The organism is Streptomyces sp. NPDC051567 (genome assembly GCF_044454165.1).
Taxonomy (GTDB): domain Bacteria; phylum Actinomycetota; class Actinomycetes; order Streptomycetales; family Streptomycetaceae; genus Streptomyces.
This window is the reverse complement of sequence record NZ_JBITDK010000001.1, coordinates 376442-394239: the sequence shown is the minus strand read 5'-3', so window position 1 is coordinate 394239 and position 17798 is coordinate 376442. Positions and strand designations below refer to the sequence as shown.

The following is a 17798-nucleotide window of genomic DNA, read 5'->3' as shown; positions in this document are numbered from 1 at the left end:
CGGAAGGGCCGGGCGGGAGGCTGATCGGCCTCCCGCCCGGCCCTTCCGGTGAACCGTCATGCGGACCGGCCGTACCGTACGGCTGAGTGGCTGTTCGGCCGTACAGCCGTACAGCCGTACAGCCGTACAGCCGTACGGACCGGTTATTCGGCTTATTCGGCCGAGCCGTACATGCGGTCGCCCGCGTCGCCCAGCCCCGGCACGATGTACCCGTTCTCGTTGAGCCGCTCGTCCACCGCGGCCGTCACCACCGTCACCGGCGTGCCCGCGAGCTCGCGCTCCATGACCTCGACGCCCTCGGGCGCGGCCAGCAGCACCACGGCGGTGACGTCGTCGGCGCCGCGCTTGATCAGCTCCTGGATCGCCGCGACGAGCGTGCCGCCCGTGGCGAGCATCGGGTCCACGACGTAGACCTGGCGCCCGGAGAGGTCCTCCGGCATGCGCGTCGCGTACGTGGACGCCTCCAGGGTCTCCTCGTTGCGGACCATGCCCAGGAAGCCCACCTCGGCGGTCGGCAGCAGCCGCACCATGCCGTCGAGCATGCCCAGACCGGCGCGCAAGATCGGTACGACCAGCGGGCGCGGGTACGAGAGCTTCACGCCCGTGGTCGGGCAGACCGGCGTCTCGATGTCGACCTGTTCGGTCCGTACGGCCCGGGTGGCCTCGTACGCGAGCAGGGTCACCAGTTCGTCGGCGAGGCGCCGGAAGGTGGCGGAATCGGTGCGCTTGTCACGCAGGGTGGTGAGTTTGTGCGCCACCAAGGGGTGATCGACGACCTGCAAACGCACAACATCCTCCAAGACTCAGCTTCCGGGTTTCCATCTGCGACCTGCGAAAACTGCCGCAGGGCGCGACCCACACCCAAAAGGCTACGCGCTGGAACGACCCCTTCGCGTCCGCGGCGGCGGCCACGCCCGGCGAGCCGCTGAGGATGCGGGGCGCCCGGCCGCCCGGGACCCTGGGGTGATGAGCAACGCAGTGGTGATCGCGGCGGTCGACGGATCGGAGCACAGCCTGCGGGCCCTGGAATGGGCCCGGACGGCGGCCCTGCGCCACCGCGCCGGGCTCCTCGTCGCCCATGTCCTGCCCGACGAGACCCAGTTGTACGCGGGGCTCCGCTCCGAGCTGCACGACGCGGCGCAGGCGGAACCGTTCGCCGACCCGGCGGGGGACCGGGCCCGCGCCTTCCTCGCCGCCGCCCCCGAGCGGCCGGCCGAGATCGCGTACGAGTCGCTGGAGGGCTCCGTCCCCGAAGCCCTGCGGGTGATCGCGCCGGGGGCCCGGATGCTGGTCCTGGGCTCCCGGGGGCGCGGCGGCTTCGCCAGCCTGCTGCTCGGCTCCAACAGCCGCGCCGTGGCCACCACCGCACCCTGCCCGGTGGTCGTGGTCCCGCACGCGGACCGGGGGGTCGAGGCCGCCGCGGAGCCTTCGGCCGGCCGGGTGGTGCTCGGGCTGCACGCCGCGGAGACACCCGATTCCGTACTCGACTTCGCCTTCGCGGAGGCCGCCGCGCGGGGGACCGCCGTCCAGGTGGTCTCCGCGTACGCCGTCCCGCCCTCGCCGCTGCTGCTGATCGACAGCCCGTTCACGGTGGTCCCGCCGGAAGGGCTGCCCGACGACGGGGACGCCGTACCGGCCGAGCGGGAGATGCTGCGTTCCCAGACGGAGCGGCTGGAACCGCTGCGCGCCCGCTACCCGGACGTCCCCGTCGAGCAGGCGTCCGTGCCGGGGGACGCGGCGGGCCGGCTGGTCACCGCCTCCCGTTCGGCGGCCCTGGTCGTGGTCGGCCGCCACCATCCCCGGCGCAGCCCCAGGAACCTGTTCATCGGCTCCGTGGCGAACGCCCTGCTCCACCACGCCCACGGTCCGGTCGCCGTCGTACCGACGCTCTGACCTGCTGCGGGGTGGCATCAAAGGGGCCGTCCGGGGGAAGGTGGGTGCGGGGGGCCTGCTTCGCGCCTGCGAAGTGGGACGAACGGACCAGCCCGGGGTGGTGGCCGATGCCCGAGAGCCGACCGAACGAAGAGAGCGACGAGAACAGCGAGTACGGCGCGTACCGCGCGTACGCGGCACCGGAGACGGCGGTGCAGCGCAGGGCGCGGCGCGCGCAGTTCCTGCGGGACCTGCACGAGGCGCGCGAGCTGCGCGACCGGGTCCAGCCCCGGCGCGCCCGCGCGGCCCGGATGCGCCAACAGATGCGGATGCGCACCTTCCGCTGGTGAGCGGGCCCGGCGCGCACCGGACGCGGAGGGGGCGTGCGCCGGTCCGCGCCCGCGGCACGGACCGGCGGCGACGGCCTCACGAACCGTCCGCCGCACCCTCCGTCACGCCCTCCGTCACACTCCCCGCCGCGGGGCCAGCCGCTCCCCGCGCCATGCCCGCGGGGCCGGCTCCGGGAGGTCGTGACAGCGTTGTCCGGCAGCCTCCGGACGGCACGCGCGGCGGGCGGCGCGGCACGACGCAAGCGCGGAAGACCTCTCGCAATGGCGCTGTTTCTGCCACGATGCCGATTGGGCGGGGTAAGGAACGGTCGGCAGCACAGCCGTTCCCCCTCATCCTCCGGCCGGGGGGACCTCCCACCGGCACGCCTATGACCAGTGGGAGAGTCACGGTGTATTTCGCCGCACTGCTCGCGCGCACCGAAGACGGGTGGGAAGCGAGCGACATGGAACTCGACGGTGTCGAGTTCTTGACCGATCTGATCGATCTCGCCCGTTCCGCCGCTGTCGACGACGACACGGTGGTCGCCCTCATCGAGCAGGAGGACGCCTGGTTCGGCGTCGTCCGCGTGGACGGCGAGGAGGACCCGCGGTACTTCGTATCGAACGCCTCCGCCGCCTCCCGCAGCTCCTACGGCTCGATGCTGACCAAAGAGCTGCTGGGCAGCGACGAGGAGGACAACGAACTCGACGAACTGGACCTGGACGGCACCGAGGACGGTGAGGAGTCCCGGATCTCGGCGTTCTCGGACGAGGACGACGACCAGGACGCGGTGGGCGGGACCGGCGCGGAACCGGTGCCGTCCGGCCCGCTCGGCGACCCCCGGCTGCTGGACGACCTCGGGGTGACCCACAAGGCACTGCTGGACCTGGACGGGGACGCCCTCTCGGAGATCGCCGACTCGCTCGGCGCCACCGAGGTCCTGGAGGCCGTCCGCTAGTGACCCGTACGCACGACACGCACCACACGCACGACGACGCGCACCAGGCCCGCGCGGCCCACCGGACGCGCGAGACGCAGGGAACCGGCCCCGATCCCGTACGGGACCCGTGGCGGGACCCCATGCGCCTCGCGCTCCGGGAGGCCGCGCGGGCGGCCTCGGCCGGTGACGTCCCGGTCGGCGCCGTCGTCCTCGGCCCGGACGGGAAGCCGCTCGCCACCGGCTACAACGAGCGCGAGGCGACCGGCGACCCGACGGCGCACGCCGAGGTACTGGCGCTGCGCCGGGCGGCGGCGGCGCTGGGCCGGTGGCGGCTCCCGGAGTGCACGCTGGTGGTGACCCTGGAGCCGTGCGTGATGTGCGCGGGCGCCCTCGTACAGGCGCGCGTGGCCCGGGTCGTCTACGGCGCGGACGACGACAAGGCGGGCGCGGCGGGGTCCCTGTGGGACCTCGTACGGGACCGCAGGCTCAACCACCGGCCCGAGGTGATCCGCGGGGTGCTCGCCGAGGAGTGCGCGGACCAGTTGACGGACTTCTTCCGGAATCTCTGATCCGTTTGTCTCCGGCTGGCCAGCAGGCGGCAGGGTGGTCGACCGGCCGGCGCCAGGGTCCCGGGGCGGCGGTCCGTCCCGGGCGGGCTCTCCCGATCCGGATTTCGGCCCACGGGGCACCTTGGGCTAAGCTCTCTCTCGGTAGCGTGTCCGAGCGGCCGAAGGAGCACGCCTCGAAAGCGTGTGATGGTGCAAGCTATCCGTGGGTTCAAATCCCACCGCTACCGCTCCGAAACCGAGAGCCCCGCCCCGCAAGGGTCGGGGCTCTCGGCGTACGTCCGGAGGACCGGCGCGTGACCGGCCGCCTCCTCGGCCGTTGTCACGGCATGACCAGGACCCAGCGCATCCTCGCCGCCCTCTCCCTCGCAGGGGCCGCCGCGGGCTTCGCCGCACCCGCCGCCATGGCCGCCCCCCTCCCCCTCACCCCGCTCGCCCTCCCGGACCTGCCGATGGCCGCGCCCGGCATGCCGGCCGGCGCCCAGCCCGGCTCCGTCAAGGAGATCGGCTCCAAGCTCAACGAGCTGAACCAGCTCAACCAGCTGATGGAGCTGCCCAACCAGCTGGCGCCCCTGGTCGACCCGGTTCAGCCGGTGGTGGGCCTGCTCGGCGGCATCGAGTGACCACCGGGACGGCCACCACCGGCTGAACCACGGAGCACGGGAAGAACGCGAAGAAGGCCCCGACCGAGGTCGGGGCCTTCTTCGCGTTGGACGGGGGAAGTGGCATCGGGGGGACAAGCCACTTCCCCCGACGAGGACGGAACCTGCCGGTCCGAGCCGCAGTCAGGGGGGAAGGTCGCGGCGCGGACCCCGCAGTGAGGTCCAGTCCCTCACCCACCGATTTCCTGCCAGAACCGGTGGGCTCATGAACAATCCTGCGCCTCCCGCAACCGCGTACCCACCGGCAAAGGACCTGGACTGCGAGGCCATTGGTCCTTAAAGGGCGGGTGAGCATCCAAACATGACCGGTTAGACTCACCCGACTTTGCAGGACCGGTTGGGGAGGCCGACACCGCTCGTGGACACCAAGAAGATCGTCGTGGGCGCACTGGTGGTGTTCGTGCTCTACGTGATCATCACCCAGCCGGTCAAAGCCGCAGATTTCGTCCAAATGGGCTTCCAGGGCATCTCGGATGCCGCGTCCGGTATCGGCGAGTTCATGACCGAACTGGTGAGCTGAGCCCGTACGCTGAAGCGACTTCCGGAGACTCCGGCCCCCCACTCCGACGGGTGGGGGGCTTTTCGCGCTCACCCCACCAGGTGGAATGCCCCAATATACCCAACTTGCGGTCAACACGGCGATATACGGTGCTTGCACACAGTGCACATGTCTTGTGATGCTATGACCGCTTTTGATGGATGAATCGACTGCATCGACCGAGTTGGCTGAGTTGACCGAGTTAACCGAAGGGGTGGCGTGACCGTGCCGGCCAGTACTGCGCCTCAGGTGCCACCCCAGCAGGAACCTCAGGTGCCACCGCAGCAGGAGCCCCCCGGGGAATCCCCGGTCGCGCCGAGACCGCAGAGCCGGGGCGCCGACACCCGGGCCCTGACCCAGGTGCTCTTCGGGCAGCTGAAGGGGCTCCAGCCGGGCACCGGCGAGCACACCCGGGTGCGCGGCGCCCTCATCGAGGCCAACCTCCCGCTCGTGCGGTACGCCGCGGCCCGCTTCCGCAGCCGCAACGAGCCGATGGAGGACGTGATCCAGGTCGGCACCATCGGCCTGATCAACGCCATCGACCGCTTCGACCCGGACCGCGGTGTCCAGTTCCCGACGTTCGCGATGCCGACCGTCGTCGGCGAGATCAAGCGGTACTTCCGCGACAACGTCCGCACCGTCCACGTACCGCGCCGGCTCCACGAGCTGTGGGTGCAGGTCAACGCGGCCACCGAGGACCTCACCACCCTCCACGGCCGCACCCCCACCACCGCCGAGATCGCCGAGCGGCTGCGGATCGGCGAGGACGAGGTGCTCTCCTGCATCGAGGCCGGGCGGAGCTACCACGCAACCTCGCTCGAAGCCGCCCAGGAAGGTGACGGAATGCCGGGGCTGCTGGACCGCCTCGGCTACGAGGACCCCGAGCTGGCCGGGGTCGAGCACCGCGACCTGGTCCGGCACCTCCTCGTCCAGCTCCCCGAGCGTGAGCAGCGGATTCTGCTCCTGCGGTACTACAACAACCTGACGCAGTCACAGATCAGCGCCGAGCTGGGAGTCTCCCAGATGCACGTCTCCCGGCTGCTCGCCCGGAGCTTCGCGCGGCTACGATCCGCAAACAGGATCGAGGCGTAACCGGAACGAGTGGCACCCGCCCACGCGTTTCCCGAACGTTTCCCGACAGAACGGATGCTTCCTCTTCTGTCGCTGGAGATATATGTCGACTTGGCGCTACAGCGTGTTGCCGACATGTGACATTCTGCTGGAACCGCGTTTGCCGCAGCCCCGCCTCCGGTATTCAGGTGGAGGCTGCGTTCCTCCGACGGGCGCGCCGAACGCGACCGTCCGCGACCTCAAGGGGGTGGCATGTCCGTAGACCAGGGCAGCTCCAAGGTGCTCACGCTCGTCAAGAGCGCGACGCCGGCTGCATCCGACCGCTCGGAAGCCATCGACACCCGCACCCTGTCCCGCTCCCTCTTCAAGCGACTTGCCGCTCTGGACGCGGACAGCCCCGATCGAACGTACGTACGCGACACCCTGATCGAGCTGAACCTGCCCCTCGTGCGGTACGCCGCGGCCCGCTTCCGCAGCCGCAACGAGCCGATGGAGGACATCGTCCAGGTCGGCACCATCGGCCTGATCAAGGCGATCGACCGGTTCGACTGCGAACGCGGCGTGGAGTTCCCGACGTTCGCGATGCCGACCGTCGTCGGCGAGATCAAGCGGTTCTTCCGGGACACCTCCTGGTCGGTCCGCGTCCCGCGCCGGCTCCAGGAGCTGCGCCTCGCGCTGACCAAGGCCAGCGACGAGCTGGCCCAGAAGCTCGACCGCTCGCCGACCGTGCCGGAGCTGGCCGCCGTCCTCGGCGTCTCGGAGGAGGACGTGGTCGACGGTCTCGCCGTCGGCAACGCCTACACCGCTTCGTCGCTCGACTCGCCCTCCCCCGAGGACGAGGGCGGCGAGGGCTCGCTCGCGGACCGCCTCGGCTACGAGGACACCGCGCTCGAAGGCGTCGAGTACCGCGAGTCCCTCAAGCCGCTGCTGGCCAAACTCCCGCCCAGGGAGCGGCAGATCATCATGCTGCGGTTCTTCGCGAACATGACGCAGTCGCAGATCGGCGAGGAGGTCGGCATCTCCCAGATGCACGTCTCCCGGCTGCTCACCCGCACGCTCGCGCAACTGCGCACGGGGCTCATCGGGGAGTGACCGGGCGCCGCCCCGTCCCGATGTGACGAGGCGCCGGGAGAACCGGCACGCCGTGAACGGGATCGCGCGCCGCCACCACCGGCCCGAGCGGCCCGCTCGCCCGGTTGCGCACGGCCGTCGCAGGCCTCTCCGGCTGCGGCGGTCCCGCGGGGCAAGGGCCATGCCCTCGCGTGCGGGACGCCGCCGGGCCCGCCCCCGTGGCGGACTCCGCACCCGGCTCCGGCCGCATCCGCCGGGCGGCCGAGCGCCCCCGTCCGGACCGGCCGCGTCCGACCGTCGGCGCACGGCCGCCCGGGACCGGCCCGCGGGACATGAGGAGCGTGCGGGCTCAGCGCAGGACGAGCCAGAGGGCCACGCCGGCCACGGCCACCAGCCCGAGCCCCGCGAGCAGCCACGCCCCGGCCTTCGAGCCGGACCGCCGCCGGGCCCGGCGCTGCCCGCGCGCCCCGGGGGACGTCCGCCCGGCCGGCTCGGCATCCTCCACGAACGCCCGGAACATCTGCGTGCTGCCCGCCGCGTCGTAGCCGCCTTCGGGGGCCCGCGAGTTGTGGTTCTCAGCCATGGAGCAGGACCCTAGCGGGTTTTCCGATTCCTTTACCGCGCCGACCCCGGATTCATTTGCTTGCAGCAACCATCCGCTTCTATGGTTGCTCGAAGCAACGAGATGGGGGCGTCCCGTGACCACTCCGACCACACCGGACACCCGGTACGAGGAGCTGGCCCGCCGGCTCACCGGAATCGGGGTGGTCATCCGTGACCTCGCGCGGATTCTGCCCCCGGACTGCCCGGCCGGCTCCGCCGCCGTCCTCGCCGTGCTCGGCCGGCACGGCGAGATGCGGCTGAGCCGACTGTCCGCGTTCCTGGCCGTCGACATCTCGGTGACCAGCCGGCACGTGGCCCAGGTCGCCGAACGCGGCTGGATCGAGCGCGAGACCGACCCGGGCGACGGCCGCTGCCGCATCCTGCGGCTGACCCCGGCCGGCCGCGCCCTGCTCACCGAACTCGGCACCCGCTACACGGCCGCGCTGGGGAGCGCGCTGGCCGACTGGCCGACCGAGGACATCGACGCGCTCAGCACCCTGCTGGCCCGGCTCCGATCGAGCTTCTAGACGAAGGAAACACATGGCGACGACCACACCCCCGGGTGTGCGGGGAGGCGACGACCGGCCGGAAACCACGTCCGGCAGCACGTCCATGACCCACCCGCAGATCATGAAGGCGCTGTCCGGGCTGATGCTCGGCATGTTCGTGGCGATCCTGTCCTCCACGATCGTCTCCAACGCACTGCCCGAGATCATCAGCGACCTCGGCGGCACCCAGTCCTCGTACACGTGGGTCGTCACCGCGGCCCTGCTCTCGATGACGGCGTCCACCCCCCTCTGGGGCAAGCTGTCCGACCTCTTCAGCAAGAAGCTGCTGGTCCAGATATCACTGGTGATCTACGTCCTCGGCTCCGTGGTCGCGGGACTGTCCCAGAACACCGGCACCCTCATCGCCTGCCGCGTGGTCCAGGGCATCGGCGTGGGCGGCCTCTCCGCCCTCGCCCAGATCGTGATGGCCGCGATGATCTCACCGCGTGAGCGCGGCCGGTACAGCGGTTACCTCGGCGCGGTCTTCGCCGTCGCCACCGTCGGCGGCCCGGTGCTGGGCGGAGTCATCACCGACACCGACTGGCTGGGCTGGCGCTGGTGCTTCTACGTCGGCGTGCCCTTCGCCGTCATCGCGCTGATCGTGCTCCAGAAGACGCTGCGGCTACCGGTGGTACGGCGCGACGTCAAGGTCGACTGGCTGGGCGCCCTGCTGATCAGCGGCGCCGTCTCCCTGCTGCTGATCTGGGTCACCCAGGCGGGCACCTCCTACGACTGGATCTCCTGGCAGACCTGGACGATGACCGGTGGCGCGGTCGCGCTCGGGCTGCTCTTCGTCCTCGTGGAGTCCCGCGCGAGCGACCCGATCATCCCGCTGCGGCTGTTCCGCAACAAGACCATCAGCCTCGCCTCGGCGGCCTCGCTCTTCGTGGGCATCGCGATGTTCTCGGGCACGGTGTTCTTCAGCCAGTTCTTCCAGTTGGCCCGTGGCGAGTCACCGACGATGTCCGGTCTCCTCACGATCCCGATGATCGGCGGTCTCTTCGTCTCCTCCACGCTCTCCGGCCAGGTGATCACCAAGACCGGCAGGTGGAAGGCGTGGCTCGTCTCCGGCGGTGTGCTGCTGACGGCCGGACTCGGTCTGCTGGGCACCCTGCGGTACGACACCCCGTACGGGCACATCGCGGTCTACATGGCGCTGACCGGCCTCGGCCTCGGCATGATGATGCAGAACCTGGTCCTCGCCACCCAGAACCAGGTGGCCCCCGAGGACCTGGGCGTGGCCAGCTCGGTCGTCACCTTCTTCCGTTCCCTCGGCGGCGCCGTGGGCGTCTCCGCGCTCGGCGCGGTCATGGCCGGCCGGGTCACGCGCTACGTCGAGGACGGGCTGACCGCGCTCGGCCCCCAGGCCGAGGCCCTGGGGCACGGCGGCACCGCCGGTGGCGCGATCCCCGACCTCGACAAGCTGCCCGCGCCGTTCCGCGAGGTCATCGAGTCCGCGTACGGGCACGGCGTCGGCGACGTCTTCCTCTACGCCGCCCCGTCCGCGTTCCTCGCGCTCGTCCTGGTGGTCTTCATCAAGGAGGTCGCGCTGCGGTCGAAACCCGCCGCGCACGTCCCGGTGACGGACGGGACCGCGGAGGCGGCGCCGATCACGACGGCGACAGCGGCCACCGCGGCCACGGCCTCCGTCCCGGCCCAGGCCGGTGCTCCGGCCGACGCGGCGACGGAGGCCCGGCCCAAGGGCTGAGGGCCACAGGGACCGGGGGCGGGGCCGGGAGCGGGGGCCGGTGGCCGGGATTCACTCCCGGTCGGCGGCCCCCGCCTCGATTCCCGCGATCAGGACATCGAGAGCGCGACCGAAGTCCCGCTCGGGGACCCGCCGGACCGTGGACCCGCAGCCGTGCAGGAACTGCGAGACCGCCAGGTGCGCACCGCTCCGGGCGGTGTCCGAGGGACCGGCGCCGTCCAGCAGCCGCTGGAGGGCGGCGTCGAAGGACCGGGCGCGCGGGCCGATGTTCGGGTACACGGCGACGAGCGGGGCCACCCACGGACGGAGGGCCGGCAGCCGCCGGTAGCCGCAGGCCAGCAGCCGCAGCCGGTCCTGCCACCCCGCCCCGTCCGAACCGTCCGGCAGGGCAAGTTCGCCCAGGGCCCGGTCCAGGGCGAGTTCGAGCAGATCGTGCTTGGTGTCCACGTACCAGTACAGGGACATCGCGGTGACCCCGAGCCCGGCGGCGAGCCTGCGCATCGAGAACCGGGCCGGCCCCTCGGCGTCGAGCAGCCGCACCGTGGCGGCGGTGATCCGGTCCCATGGCAATCCACGTTTCACGTGAAACACGCGTAGTACCGCTGCCGGTGACGGCGACGGCGGGTGGAGTGGAGTGGAGTGGAGTGACGCTACTCGGCCGGCTTGATCAGGTAACCCGCACCACGCCTGGTGTGGATCATCGGTGCCAGGCCCGGCCCGCTCTCCAGCTTCCGGCGCAGGTAGGAGATGTACAGCTCGACCACATTGGCCTGGCCGCCGAAGTCGTAGGACCACACACGGTCCAGGATCTGCGCCTTGCTCAGCACCCGCCGGGGGTTGCGCATCAGATAGCGCAGCAGCTCGAACTCGGTGGCGGTCAGGTGGAACTTCCGGCCTCCCCGGGTCACCGCGTGGTTGTCCTCGTCGAGCCGCAGGTCACCGACGGCCAGCACGGAGCCGCCGCGCGCCGCCTGCGCCGCGCCCGAACGGCGCACCAGACCACGCAGCCGGGCCACGACCTCCTCCAGGCTGAACGGCTTGGTGACGTAGTCGTCACCGCCCGCCGTGAGACCCGCGATCCGGTCCTCGACGGAGCCCTTGACGGAGTCCGTGGCCGCGTTCGTGGCCGGGTCCTCGGTGGTCAGGAACAGGACCGGAACCTGCGGGAGCTCCCGGCGCAGCTTCCCGAGGACGGCCAGTCCGTCCATGTCCGGAAGCATGATGTCGAGGATCACCACGTCGGGCCGGAACTCCCGTGCGACCCGCACCGCACCCGCGCTGTCACCGGCACCGCGGACCTCGCAGCCCTCGTAGCGCAGGGTCATGGACAGCAGCTCGGAGAAGGCTGCCTCGTCGTCGACGACGAGCACCCGGCAGGGCCCGCCGTCCTGTCGCAGGAGGGCCGTGGGGCTGCTGGTGGACGTGGACGCGTGGGAGGTGGTCGTCGCAGTCATGCGACCACGCTGTCCGTCGCCTCTGAGAGCGTTCTTGTCCGTTCCTGTGATTCTCCTGAGAAACCACGCTCAGCCGTCGAGACGCAAGAGCCGGGCGGTGTTGTCGTGGCAGACCGCGCGCAGCCAGTCGTCACCGAGGCCGAGCCGTTCGAGAACGTCGAGCTGGTGCTCGTAGGGGTAGGGGATGTTCGGGAAGTCGGTTCCGAGCAGGATCTTGTCCCCGAGGTCCGCGAGCCGTCCGCGTTCCTGCGGCGGAAAGCCGCTGAACTGTTCGGAGAAGTCGGTGAAGGCCATGGTGGTGTCGAGGCGCACCTCGGCGTAGCGGTCGGCGAGATCGAGGAACTCGGTGTACTCGGGCATGCCCATGTGGGCGACGACCAGCGGCAGCCGGGGGTACCGGGCCAGCAGCCGGGCGATCGGAGCGGGCCCGGTGTGCCGGCCGGGGACGGGTCCCGAACCGCAGTGGATCACGGTCGGTATCCCGGCGTCCGAGAGCAGCCCCCAGACCGGATCGAGCAGGCGGTCGTGCGGGTCGTACCCGCCGACCTGGAGGTGGGCCTTGAAGATCCGGGCCCCGTCGTCGACCGCCCGCCGGACGTACGCGCCCACGCCCTCCTCCGGGAAGAAGGTCGCGGTGTGCAGGCAGTCGGGGGTCCGGGCGGCGAAATCCGCGGACCAGGAGTTGAGCCAGGCGGCCATCGCCGGTTTGTGCGGGTAGAGCATGGCGGTGAAGGCGCGGACCCCGAACCCCCTCAGGAGCGCGACGCGTTCCCGTTCCTCGTGGCGGTAGGTGATGGGCCACTCGACCCCGGTCAGCGGACCCGCCGCGTCGAAGTACTCCCACACCTTGTCCAGGACCCGTTCGGGCATGAAGTGGGTGTGGACGTCGATCAGCCCGGGCAGCCCGAGCCGTTCCCAGAAGGCACGGACCGCTCCCGCCGGGCGAGGCGGTACGGGTACGGGTACGGGTACGGGCTGGATGCTCATGCCCACACCTTCGGCGGCGCGCGTCCGGCCTGTCCATCCCCGTCCGGCCGGGGCAGTCGGGGCAGCCGGCGGCCCGCCCGGCCGGTGGCGGTCCGTGGACCGCCGGGATCAGAACAGCCCGTCCTGCCCCGCGGCGGAAGGGCCGACGGAGGGAACCTGTACCACGGGTACGCCGGTGACGGTCCCTTCGGCGGGGGCGAGGAGCTCCCAGCCGGCCAGCAGCCGGGTGTCCACGACGAGCCCGTCCATGAGGTGCAGGTCGGGGCCGGCCGCGCCCGCGAGCCGGCCCGTCACGGCCCCGCCCGGGACCATCTCCGTGATCGTTCGTGCGGGGCCCGGCAGTCCGGCCAGGGCCTCCAGCGCGAACGGCCCCGCATGGTCGACGACTTCGCAGGGCACCGGCTCCAGCGACTCCGGCCAGCCGGGCAGCGTGGCGGCCCGGCCGTACAACTCGGCGACCTCCCGTGCCCGCTCGGGCGCGGGAGGCAGGTGGGACCGTACGGCGCGCTTGCGGGTGTAGGCGATGCGGTCGGGCACCCCGAGGGCGGCCCGCAGCAGTTCCTCGGTGCGCCGCGCGGCCATCAGCGGGCCGCGCCCCAGCCAGGCCCAGGTGACGGCGGCCTGCTCCAGCAGCCGGGCCGTGCCACGCTCCTCGGCGGTGATACCGACCTTGACCAGGCCGGGCCCGAACCAGGCGAGGTAGACGCGGTAGGTGCGCGGGTCTGCGGCGTTGGTGTCGGCGGCCACCGAGAACGAGCGGTCGAGGCGGGCGCACCCGGGGCACTGGGCGCTCCCGGTCCGGCCGGGGACGACGGCGGCCGTGGGACACGCGGTGCGCCTCCCGGCCCGCAGCACACCGAGGCAGCGCCGCTCACCGTACGCGGCGAAGGCCAGCCGCTGCCCGGGGGCGAGCACGCTGACCCGCTCCCCGCGCTCTTCCCCGTACCAGCCGATGGCCGGGAGGCCGTCGCTCCACCGCATCCCGGTGCACCGCCAGGTCACAGCGGGAGCGGGAGCGGGCGCTCGAAGAAGGTGTCCAGGACGACGGTGACGTGCGCGCCGCTGACGCCGTCGATGGCGTAGAGGCGGCGCAGGACGTCCTGCAGTGTCTCGGTGGAGGCCGTACGGACCTTGACCAGGACGGACGCGCTGCCCGCGATGACGTGCGCCTCCTGGATCTCGGGGATCGCCTCGAAGGCGGCCCCGGATTCGCCCATCCACGTGCTGGAGTCGACCATCACGTAGGCGAGGACCTTGCTGCCGACGGCGGCCGGGTCGACATCGACGGTGGTCCGCCGGACGACCCCGCGTTCGCGCAGCTTGCGTACGCGCTCGTGGGTGGCCCCGGCCGAGAGTCCGACGGCGGTGCCGAGGGCCGCGTACGACTGGCCCGCGTCCTGCTGGAGACGCAGGAGGAGCGCCCGGTCGATACCGTCCACGCGATCTTCCTCCCGTAGGCGCCTTCGCCCGCGGACCGGTCGGTCCTGAACGGAGACGGTACCGTATCCGGCTTTTCCCTCACCAGGCCGAATCTGATTCAGCCGCACCGCGCCACAGAGACGCCCGCCCTCCGGAACGCACCCCTGTGCCGCACGCCCCGTGACGCCTTGCCGGACAACGCAAGAGGCCCCCCGGTGAACCGGGGGGCCTCTTCGGCTGTGCACTCGGCAGGATTCGAACCTGCAACCTTCTGATCCGTAGCTCTAGCCGGATGGGTTAGCGACGGTCATACCGGCTGCCACGAGCCCCCGGAGAGGCGGTACCAGTTGGGGGTGGGTGCTCAGGTTGCTGTACCACGCTGCTGTACAGCCAGGGCCCCAGAGGGCGAGCGTTGACCAGGCACACCCGGGTCGACACACAGGTGCAATGTGGAGGTAGGTTCGTCCACTCCTGATCCACAGCACACAGGACGTCCACGTAATATCGCACGTCAGTTCGAGGCTACACGGATGGCATCTGTTCTTACCTATGGATTCGGCCCACAAAGATCGGTCACTGTACGCTACGCGCGTGAAGATCACTGAGTGGAAAACCTTGGTAGACCAGGGCGGCTACAGCGACAGCCCAGCCTTCCAGAAAGTGAATGCCGACATACACGCCTCCGTTGGCGAGGTTGTTTGGCCTCCCGGGAGTGACAGGTTCACCATCTTCCCGGAATTTGGGAAGAAGCGAGGCGAAGGGAACGGAGTTGTTCCGATCAAGAAAAACTTCGCTGAGGCCCTATCCCAACACGGTTGGGAGTTGGAGAAAAGAGCTCCTCGCTCCAGCAGCGAAGAGCAGAAGCTGATTAAGGGGTCGCACCCCGGAGCCTTCGATGGGCATCTATCCTTCCCAGGTGGCACACCCCTCCCATTCGCGGTAGAATGGGAGACAGGAAACATTTCCTCCAGCCACAGAGCCATCAATCGCATTGGGCTCGGGATGAAGCTGGGATATCTCTCGGGAGGGGCCCTAGTCGTTCCTAGCGCTTCACTGGCAAAGTACCTGACCGATCGCATCGGAAATGCCCCTGAGCTACTCCCATATCACCCGCTATGGGAACAGTGGAATTTCCAAAAATTCGGCTATCTTGGCATTGTCACAGTAGAGCACGATAGTGAATCCCGTGACGTTCCTCGAATTCCAAAAGGAAAAGACGGGCGCGCCGAACAGTAAAAGTGCCTGCCGACGCTCCCGCAGCCTGGAATTAGTGCGCCGACGACTAGGCTGGCACGATCACTCCAGGCTGCGGAGGCACCGTTACGTTCGGCGACCCTTTCCTGCATCTCCGAGACCGGGGAGCTCTACCTGATTGCCCACCCCCGTAAGTCGGTTGACAATGGGCTCTACATCGCCGAGCTCAGCCCCCACCCACTGCCGATGCATTCCCTCGGATACGGCATAAGTAGTACCACTGCCGCCGAATGGGTCCAGTACCACATCCCCGGGATCGCTGGCGATTTCAAGCACGCGCTCAAGGAGCTTTTCGCTCAACTCGTTAGCCTGCCGATTCTTCGTACCGCGATGTCTGACGGGTGGGATGTCGTTCCAAACGTCAGTCAGATTGATACCATCCGGATGAAGCTTATTACGATGCCCGCCGTAATCTTTGACATCCCCTCCGCAATGGCGACACACCTGAATAGGAGTGCGGGGGCGGGTGAAGCTTCTCGGCTTGCCGTTGGTAAAATACAGAAGACTGTAGTGGCTCGGGTATAGCTTGCCGGAGATTGGCAAGCTGAATTTAATATCGATAGTAATCCAGTGACGGAAATTCATGCCGAGGCTTTGCATGTATGCACCGTTGGCCATATTCCACTTAGGGATATTGTACAAGAAGAAGGCGCCACCAGGGCTCAACAATCGAAGCCCTTCTTTGATCCACACTTTTGACCAATTCACATAATCGGCCTCCGCCATGGCATCCGTGAAGTGCTTACCGTACATTTTCCCGAGGTTGAACGGGGGGTCTGCGAAAATCAAGTCAACTGATCCAGAGGGCATGCTCCGCATGACTTCCAAGCAGTCAGCCTGGAACAATTTTCCAAGGTCTGTACGAAAAGCGGGCTCTAGCTGACTGGACGGAAAATTTTCGTACGGTGTCGGGGTCATGCCAGTGACCTGGTGGCTCACTTGTAACTCCTCATAGTTGTAGCCCATGTTTCCGTTGTGTCGCTAAGATCGCAAACCGCATCGTGTCGCGCGTTAGGTCGGTGGACGGGTTTGGCCGGTGTCCTGCCCGGGTTGGGGTCGAGCATGATCAGGGGGCCGTACGCTGGCCGGCAACTCGGGCAGGCTTTGCTCCTGCCCGGAATTTGATCGAGTGGCCCCCTGGTCTTGCTCGACGTGGGCCCCGATCCGGGGAGGTGGCTAAATCCGTGGAGCCGACCGCCTCAGCCACAGCGGGGTTCCCACCATGCATCCGAGCTGTCAGGCGCGCGGTTGGCGGGCGGGCTGGAGCGGGGCGCAGACAGGAGCGCAGGCCCGGCAAGCCGGGCCGCGCGCGCCGCGCTTGCGCGGCGGGTGCCTTGATGAAGTAGGGAAACTCTCACCGCACCGTGAGCAACTGGCGTCCGTCATGGCTCCGTAGGTGGGGCCCGTCCCGTCCAGGGAGTCCAGCAACCGGATCGCGTAGACCTCGGACATCCGCTCGGTCACCTCCTCGGACGTGAGCCACTGGACCGCCATGGTCTCGTCGGACGTGCGCTCGGTGCCCCCGAAGGGCTTGCACCGGAACACCAGGGCGACGACTCCGACGACGACGTTCTTGTAGACCCCGGTCAGCTCGTCCACCTCGACGTGGATTCCCGTCTCCTCCAAGACCCTCCCGCCGCACCCCGTCCTCCAGCGCCTCCGCCAGCTCCAGCACCCCGCCCGGTAGCTCCCAGGTCCCGTTGTCCGCTCGCCGGAGCACCAGGAGCCGACCGCCTTCCCGCACCGCCACACCCGCTACCGATGCGGAGTGACGTGGGCCCGGGTTGCCGGGCTTCTGGCCTGTGCAGAGGTCATCTTGTGGCGTCACGATTCGACTGTTCCCATGGTCTCGGGGCGCGATGTGTCAGGGGGCGGCATGGATGAGCTGAAGGTTTCTCGTTGGCGGAAGCCTGGTCACGACCGGTTGTACGTGAACCTGCCGGATGGCACCACCGTTGCATGGGCCGACTGCCGTACCGGCAAGGTGACAGTGGTGGTCGAGAAGTACCGTAAGGAGGCTCTGGCCCTTCTGCGACGTCATCTCGCCGACCCGCCAGCACCCCTGGTTCCGCAGCCCAAGCCGCAGGACCGGTCCAAGGCTGGTCCGCCGAGGCCGGCGGGCCGGGCCCCTCGGAAGCTGCCGCCGCTGACATCACCCGATGACCTGGCCCTCAACCGGCCTGGCTCCGGGATACAGGACATGCTTCGCTCGAAGGGGCCGAATCGCCTGCGCAGGGCCCTTGACCGGGTGATGCGTAGGCAGACCGAGTGGGACTCCTGGTTCAAGGGACTGGCCGGGGAGCGTATCGCTGGTGGTGAACTGGACCGTCTGACTGCCCAGGGGTGGAAGGTTCTGCACTCGATTCCATTGACCCGCGGCGGGGACATCGACCACTTGCTCGTCGGACCCGGCGGCGTCTTCACCGTCAACACCAAGAACTTCCGGGGTAAGTCCGTGTGGGTCGGCAACGACATGGTGAAGGTCAACCACGGGCCACCTCATCCCTACCCGGCCAAGAGCAGGGCTGAGGCCAAGTACGCGCGTGGTGTCCTTGAGCGCCACTGTCCCTTCCCCGTCGAGGTGGAGCCGGTCCTCGTGTTCGTGGGAGTGAACGAGCTGCCCAAGGGGGCGACACAACTCCAGGTCCGCGTGTACCGGGAACGGGAAGTTGCCGCCCTTGGCCCCCTCACCGGCCGACTCACGCCGGAACAGGTCGAGATCGTCTACGCGGTGGCACGCCACCGAAGGGCTTGGCTCGGCTCCTGAGCCAGACC

At 69.5% G+C, this 17798-nt stretch carries 20 protein-coding genes, 1 tRNA gene and 1 pseudogene; 13 read left to right on the top strand and 9 right to left on the bottom strand.

The window, feature by feature from the left end; all coding sequences use genetic code 11:
• Positions 1-152 precede the first annotated feature (152 nt).
• A complete protein-coding gene (upp, locus tag ACIA5F_RS01810) occupies positions 153-788 on the bottom strand; it encodes a uracil phosphoribosyltransferase (protein WP_399348010.1) in 636 nt (211 codons plus the stop codon).
• Positions 789-966: 178 nt separating this feature from the next.
• Between upp and ACIA5F_RS01805 the strand changes: the two genes are divergently transcribed.
• The 9 genes from ACIA5F_RS01805 (at position 967) to ACIA5F_RS01765 (ending at position 7071) form a co-directional block, all read left to right on the top strand.
• Positions 967-1893, top strand: a complete 927-nt coding sequence (locus tag ACIA5F_RS01805; RefSeq protein ID WP_399348008.1) for a universal stress protein — start codon at positions 967-969, stop codon at positions 1891-1893.
• 107 nt (positions 1894-2000) lie between these two features.
• Positions 2001-2222: a hypothetical protein gene (locus tag ACIA5F_RS01800; protein WP_399348006.1), complete on the top strand. Its 222-nt coding sequence runs from the start codon at positions 2001-2003 to the stop codon at positions 2220-2222.
• A 389-nt stretch (positions 2223-2611) separates the two neighbouring features.
• Positions 2612-3160 carry a hypothetical protein gene (locus ACIA5F_RS01795; protein WP_399348166.1) on the top strand — a complete coding sequence of 183 codons (549 nt, stop codon included), beginning with the start codon at positions 2612-2614 and terminating at the stop codon, positions 3158-3160.
• 122 nt (positions 3161-3282) lie between these two features.
• Entirely contained in the window at positions 3283-3711 is a 429-nt protein-coding gene (gene tadA, locus ACIA5F_RS01790; protein WP_399348164.1) for a tRNA adenosine(34) deaminase TadA, read from the top strand.
• A gap of 140 nt (positions 3712-3851) precedes the next feature.
• A tRNA-Ser gene (locus ACIA5F_RS01785) sits at positions 3852-3938 on the top strand.
• Between the two features lie 66 nt (positions 3939-4004).
• Positions 4005-4331, top strand: a complete 327-nt coding sequence (locus ACIA5F_RS01780) for a hypothetical protein (RefSeq protein ID WP_399348004.1) — start codon at positions 4005-4007, stop codon at positions 4329-4331.
• 397 nt (positions 4332-4728) lie between these two features.
• The gene (locus ACIA5F_RS01775; protein WP_399348002.1) at positions 4729-4890 is read left to right on the top strand and encodes a hypothetical protein; all 162 of its coding nucleotides are present in this window, start codon (positions 4729-4731) and stop codon (positions 4888-4890) included.
• Positions 4891-5133: 243 nt separating this feature from the next.
• Positions 5134-6000 (top strand): RNA polymerase sigma factor SigF, encoded by an 867-nt coding sequence (locus tag ACIA5F_RS01770; protein ID WP_399348000.1) that lies wholly within the window; start codon positions 5134-5136, stop codon positions 5998-6000.
• 231 nt (positions 6001-6231) lie between these two features.
• Complete coding sequence (locus ACIA5F_RS01765) at positions 6232-7071, top strand: RNA polymerase sigma factor SigF (protein ID WP_399347998.1); 840 nt, start codon at positions 6232-6234, stop codon at positions 7069-7071.
• 328 nt (positions 7072-7399) lie between these two features.
• Here the strand turns inward: ACIA5F_RS01765 and ACIA5F_RS01760 are convergent, their stop codons facing one another.
• On the bottom strand, positions 7400-7633 hold the full coding sequence (locus ACIA5F_RS01760) for a hypothetical protein (RefSeq protein ID WP_399347996.1): 234 nt from the start codon (positions 7631-7633) through the stop codon (positions 7400-7402).
• A 115-nt stretch (positions 7634-7748) separates the two neighbouring features.
• Between ACIA5F_RS01760 and ACIA5F_RS01755 the strand changes: the two genes are divergently transcribed.
• Complete coding sequence (locus ACIA5F_RS01755; protein WP_399347994.1) at positions 7749-8180, top strand: MarR family winged helix-turn-helix transcriptional regulator; 432 nt, start codon at positions 7749-7751, stop codon at positions 8178-8180.
• 13 nt (positions 8181-8193) lie between these two features.
• Positions 8194-9909: an MDR family MFS transporter gene (locus ACIA5F_RS01750; protein ID WP_399347992.1), complete on the top strand. Its 1716-nt coding sequence runs from the start codon at positions 8194-8196 to the stop codon at positions 9907-9909.
• Positions 9910-9960: 51 nt separating this feature from the next.
• Here ACIA5F_RS01750 and ACIA5F_RS01745 read toward each other — a convergent pair whose 3' ends face one another.
• The 5 genes from ACIA5F_RS01745 to ACIA5F_RS01725 form a co-directional block, all read right to left on the bottom strand.
• Complete coding sequence (locus tag ACIA5F_RS01745; RefSeq protein ID WP_399347990.1) at positions 9961-10491, bottom strand: TetR/AcrR family transcriptional regulator; 531 nt, start codon at positions 10489-10491, stop codon at positions 9961-9963.
• Between the two features lie 68 nt (positions 10492-10559).
• The gene (locus tag ACIA5F_RS01740; protein ID WP_399347988.1) at positions 10560-11363 is read right to left on the bottom strand and encodes a response regulator transcription factor; all 804 of its coding nucleotides are present in this window, start codon (positions 11361-11363) and stop codon (positions 10560-10562) included.
• A 69-nt stretch (positions 11364-11432) separates the two neighbouring features.
• Positions 11433-12350, bottom strand: coding sequence for an amidohydrolase family protein (locus ACIA5F_RS01735; RefSeq protein ID WP_399347986.1), 918 nt, complete (start codon positions 12348-12350; stop codon positions 11433-11435).
• 108 nt (positions 12351-12458) lie between these two features.
• Positions 12459-13331: a DUF2797 domain-containing protein gene (locus ACIA5F_RS01730; RefSeq protein WP_399347984.1), complete on the bottom strand. Its 873-nt coding sequence runs from the start codon at positions 13329-13331 to the stop codon at positions 12459-12461.
• Positions 13332-13348: 17 nt separating this feature from the next.
• Positions 13349-13789: an Lrp/AsnC family transcriptional regulator gene (locus tag ACIA5F_RS01725; RefSeq protein ID WP_399347982.1), complete on the bottom strand. Its 441-nt coding sequence runs from the start codon at positions 13787-13789 to the stop codon at positions 13349-13351.
• A 571-nt stretch (positions 13790-14360) separates the two neighbouring features.
• On the opposite strand from ACIA5F_RS01725, the gene ACIA5F_RS01720 reads away from it, so the two are divergent.
• The gene (locus ACIA5F_RS01720) at positions 14361-15005 is read left to right on the top strand and encodes a hypothetical protein (RefSeq protein WP_399347980.1); all 645 of its coding nucleotides are present in this window, start codon (positions 14361-14363) and stop codon (positions 15003-15005) included.
• Positions 15006-15089: 84 nt separating this feature from the next.
• Here the strand turns inward: ACIA5F_RS01720 and ACIA5F_RS01715 are convergent, their stop codons facing one another.
• Entirely contained in the window at positions 15090-15989 is a 900-nt protein-coding gene (locus tag ACIA5F_RS01715) for a DNA-methyltransferase (protein ID WP_399347979.1), read from the bottom strand.
• A gap of 388 nt (positions 15990-16377) precedes the next feature.
• Positions 16378-16851: pseudogene (locus tag ACIA5F_RS01710) on the bottom strand (NUDIX hydrolase).
• Positions 16852-16899: 48 nt separating this feature from the next.
• On the opposite strand from ACIA5F_RS01710, the gene ACIA5F_RS01705 reads away from it, so the two are divergent.
• Positions 16900-17790 carry a nuclease-related domain-containing protein gene (locus ACIA5F_RS01705; RefSeq protein WP_399347977.1) on the top strand — a complete coding sequence of 297 codons (891 nt, stop codon included), beginning with the start codon at positions 16900-16902 and terminating at the stop codon, positions 17788-17790.
• The last annotated feature ends 8 nt before the right edge of the window (positions 17791-17798 follow it).

What these genes read in the sequence shown, in the direction of transcription:
- ACIA5F_RS01805 (WP_399348008.1), top strand. Translation starts at nt 967, where the DNA reads ATGAGCAACGCAGTGGTGATCGCGGCGGTCGACGGATCGGAGCACAGC.
- ACIA5F_RS01800 (WP_399348006.1), top strand. Translation starts at nt 2,001, where the DNA reads ATGCCCGAGAGCCGACCGAACGAAGAGAGCGACGAGAACAGCGAGTAC.
- tadA (WP_399348164.1), top strand. Translation starts at nt 3,283, where the DNA reads ATGCGCCTCGCGCTCCGGGAGGCCGCGCGGGCGGCCTCGGCCGGTGAC.
- ACIA5F_RS01765 (WP_399347998.1), top strand. Translation starts at nt 6,232, where the DNA reads ATGTCCGTAGACCAGGGCAGCTCCAAGGTGCTCACGCTCGTCAAGAGC.
- ACIA5F_RS01760 (WP_399347996.1), bottom strand. Translation starts at nt 7,633, where the DNA reads ATGGCTGAGAACCACAACTCGCGGGCCCCCGAAGGCGGCTACGACGCG.
- ACIA5F_RS01750 (WP_399347992.1), top strand. Translation starts at nt 8,194, where the DNA reads ATGGCGACGACCACACCCCCGGGTGTGCGGGGAGGCGACGACCGGCCG.
- ACIA5F_RS01740 (WP_399347988.1), bottom strand. Translation starts at nt 11,363, where the DNA reads ATGACTGCGACGACCACCTCCCACGCGTCCACGTCCACCAGCAGCCCC.
- ACIA5F_RS01735 (WP_399347986.1), bottom strand. Translation starts at nt 12,350, where the DNA reads ATGAGCATCCAGCCCGTACCCGTACCCGTACCCGTACCGCCTCGCCCG.
- ACIA5F_RS01730 (WP_399347984.1), bottom strand. Translation starts at nt 13,331, where the DNA reads ATGCGGTGGAGCGACGGCCTCCCGGCCATCGGCTGGTACGGGGAAGAG.
- ACIA5F_RS01715 (WP_399347979.1), bottom strand. Translation starts at nt 15,989, where the DNA reads ATGGGCTACAACTATGAGGAGTTACAAGTGAGCCACCAGGTCACTGGC.
- ACIA5F_RS01705 (WP_399347977.1), top strand. Translation starts at nt 16,900, where the DNA reads ATGGATGAGCTGAAGGTTTCTCGTTGGCGGAAGCCTGGTCACGACCGG.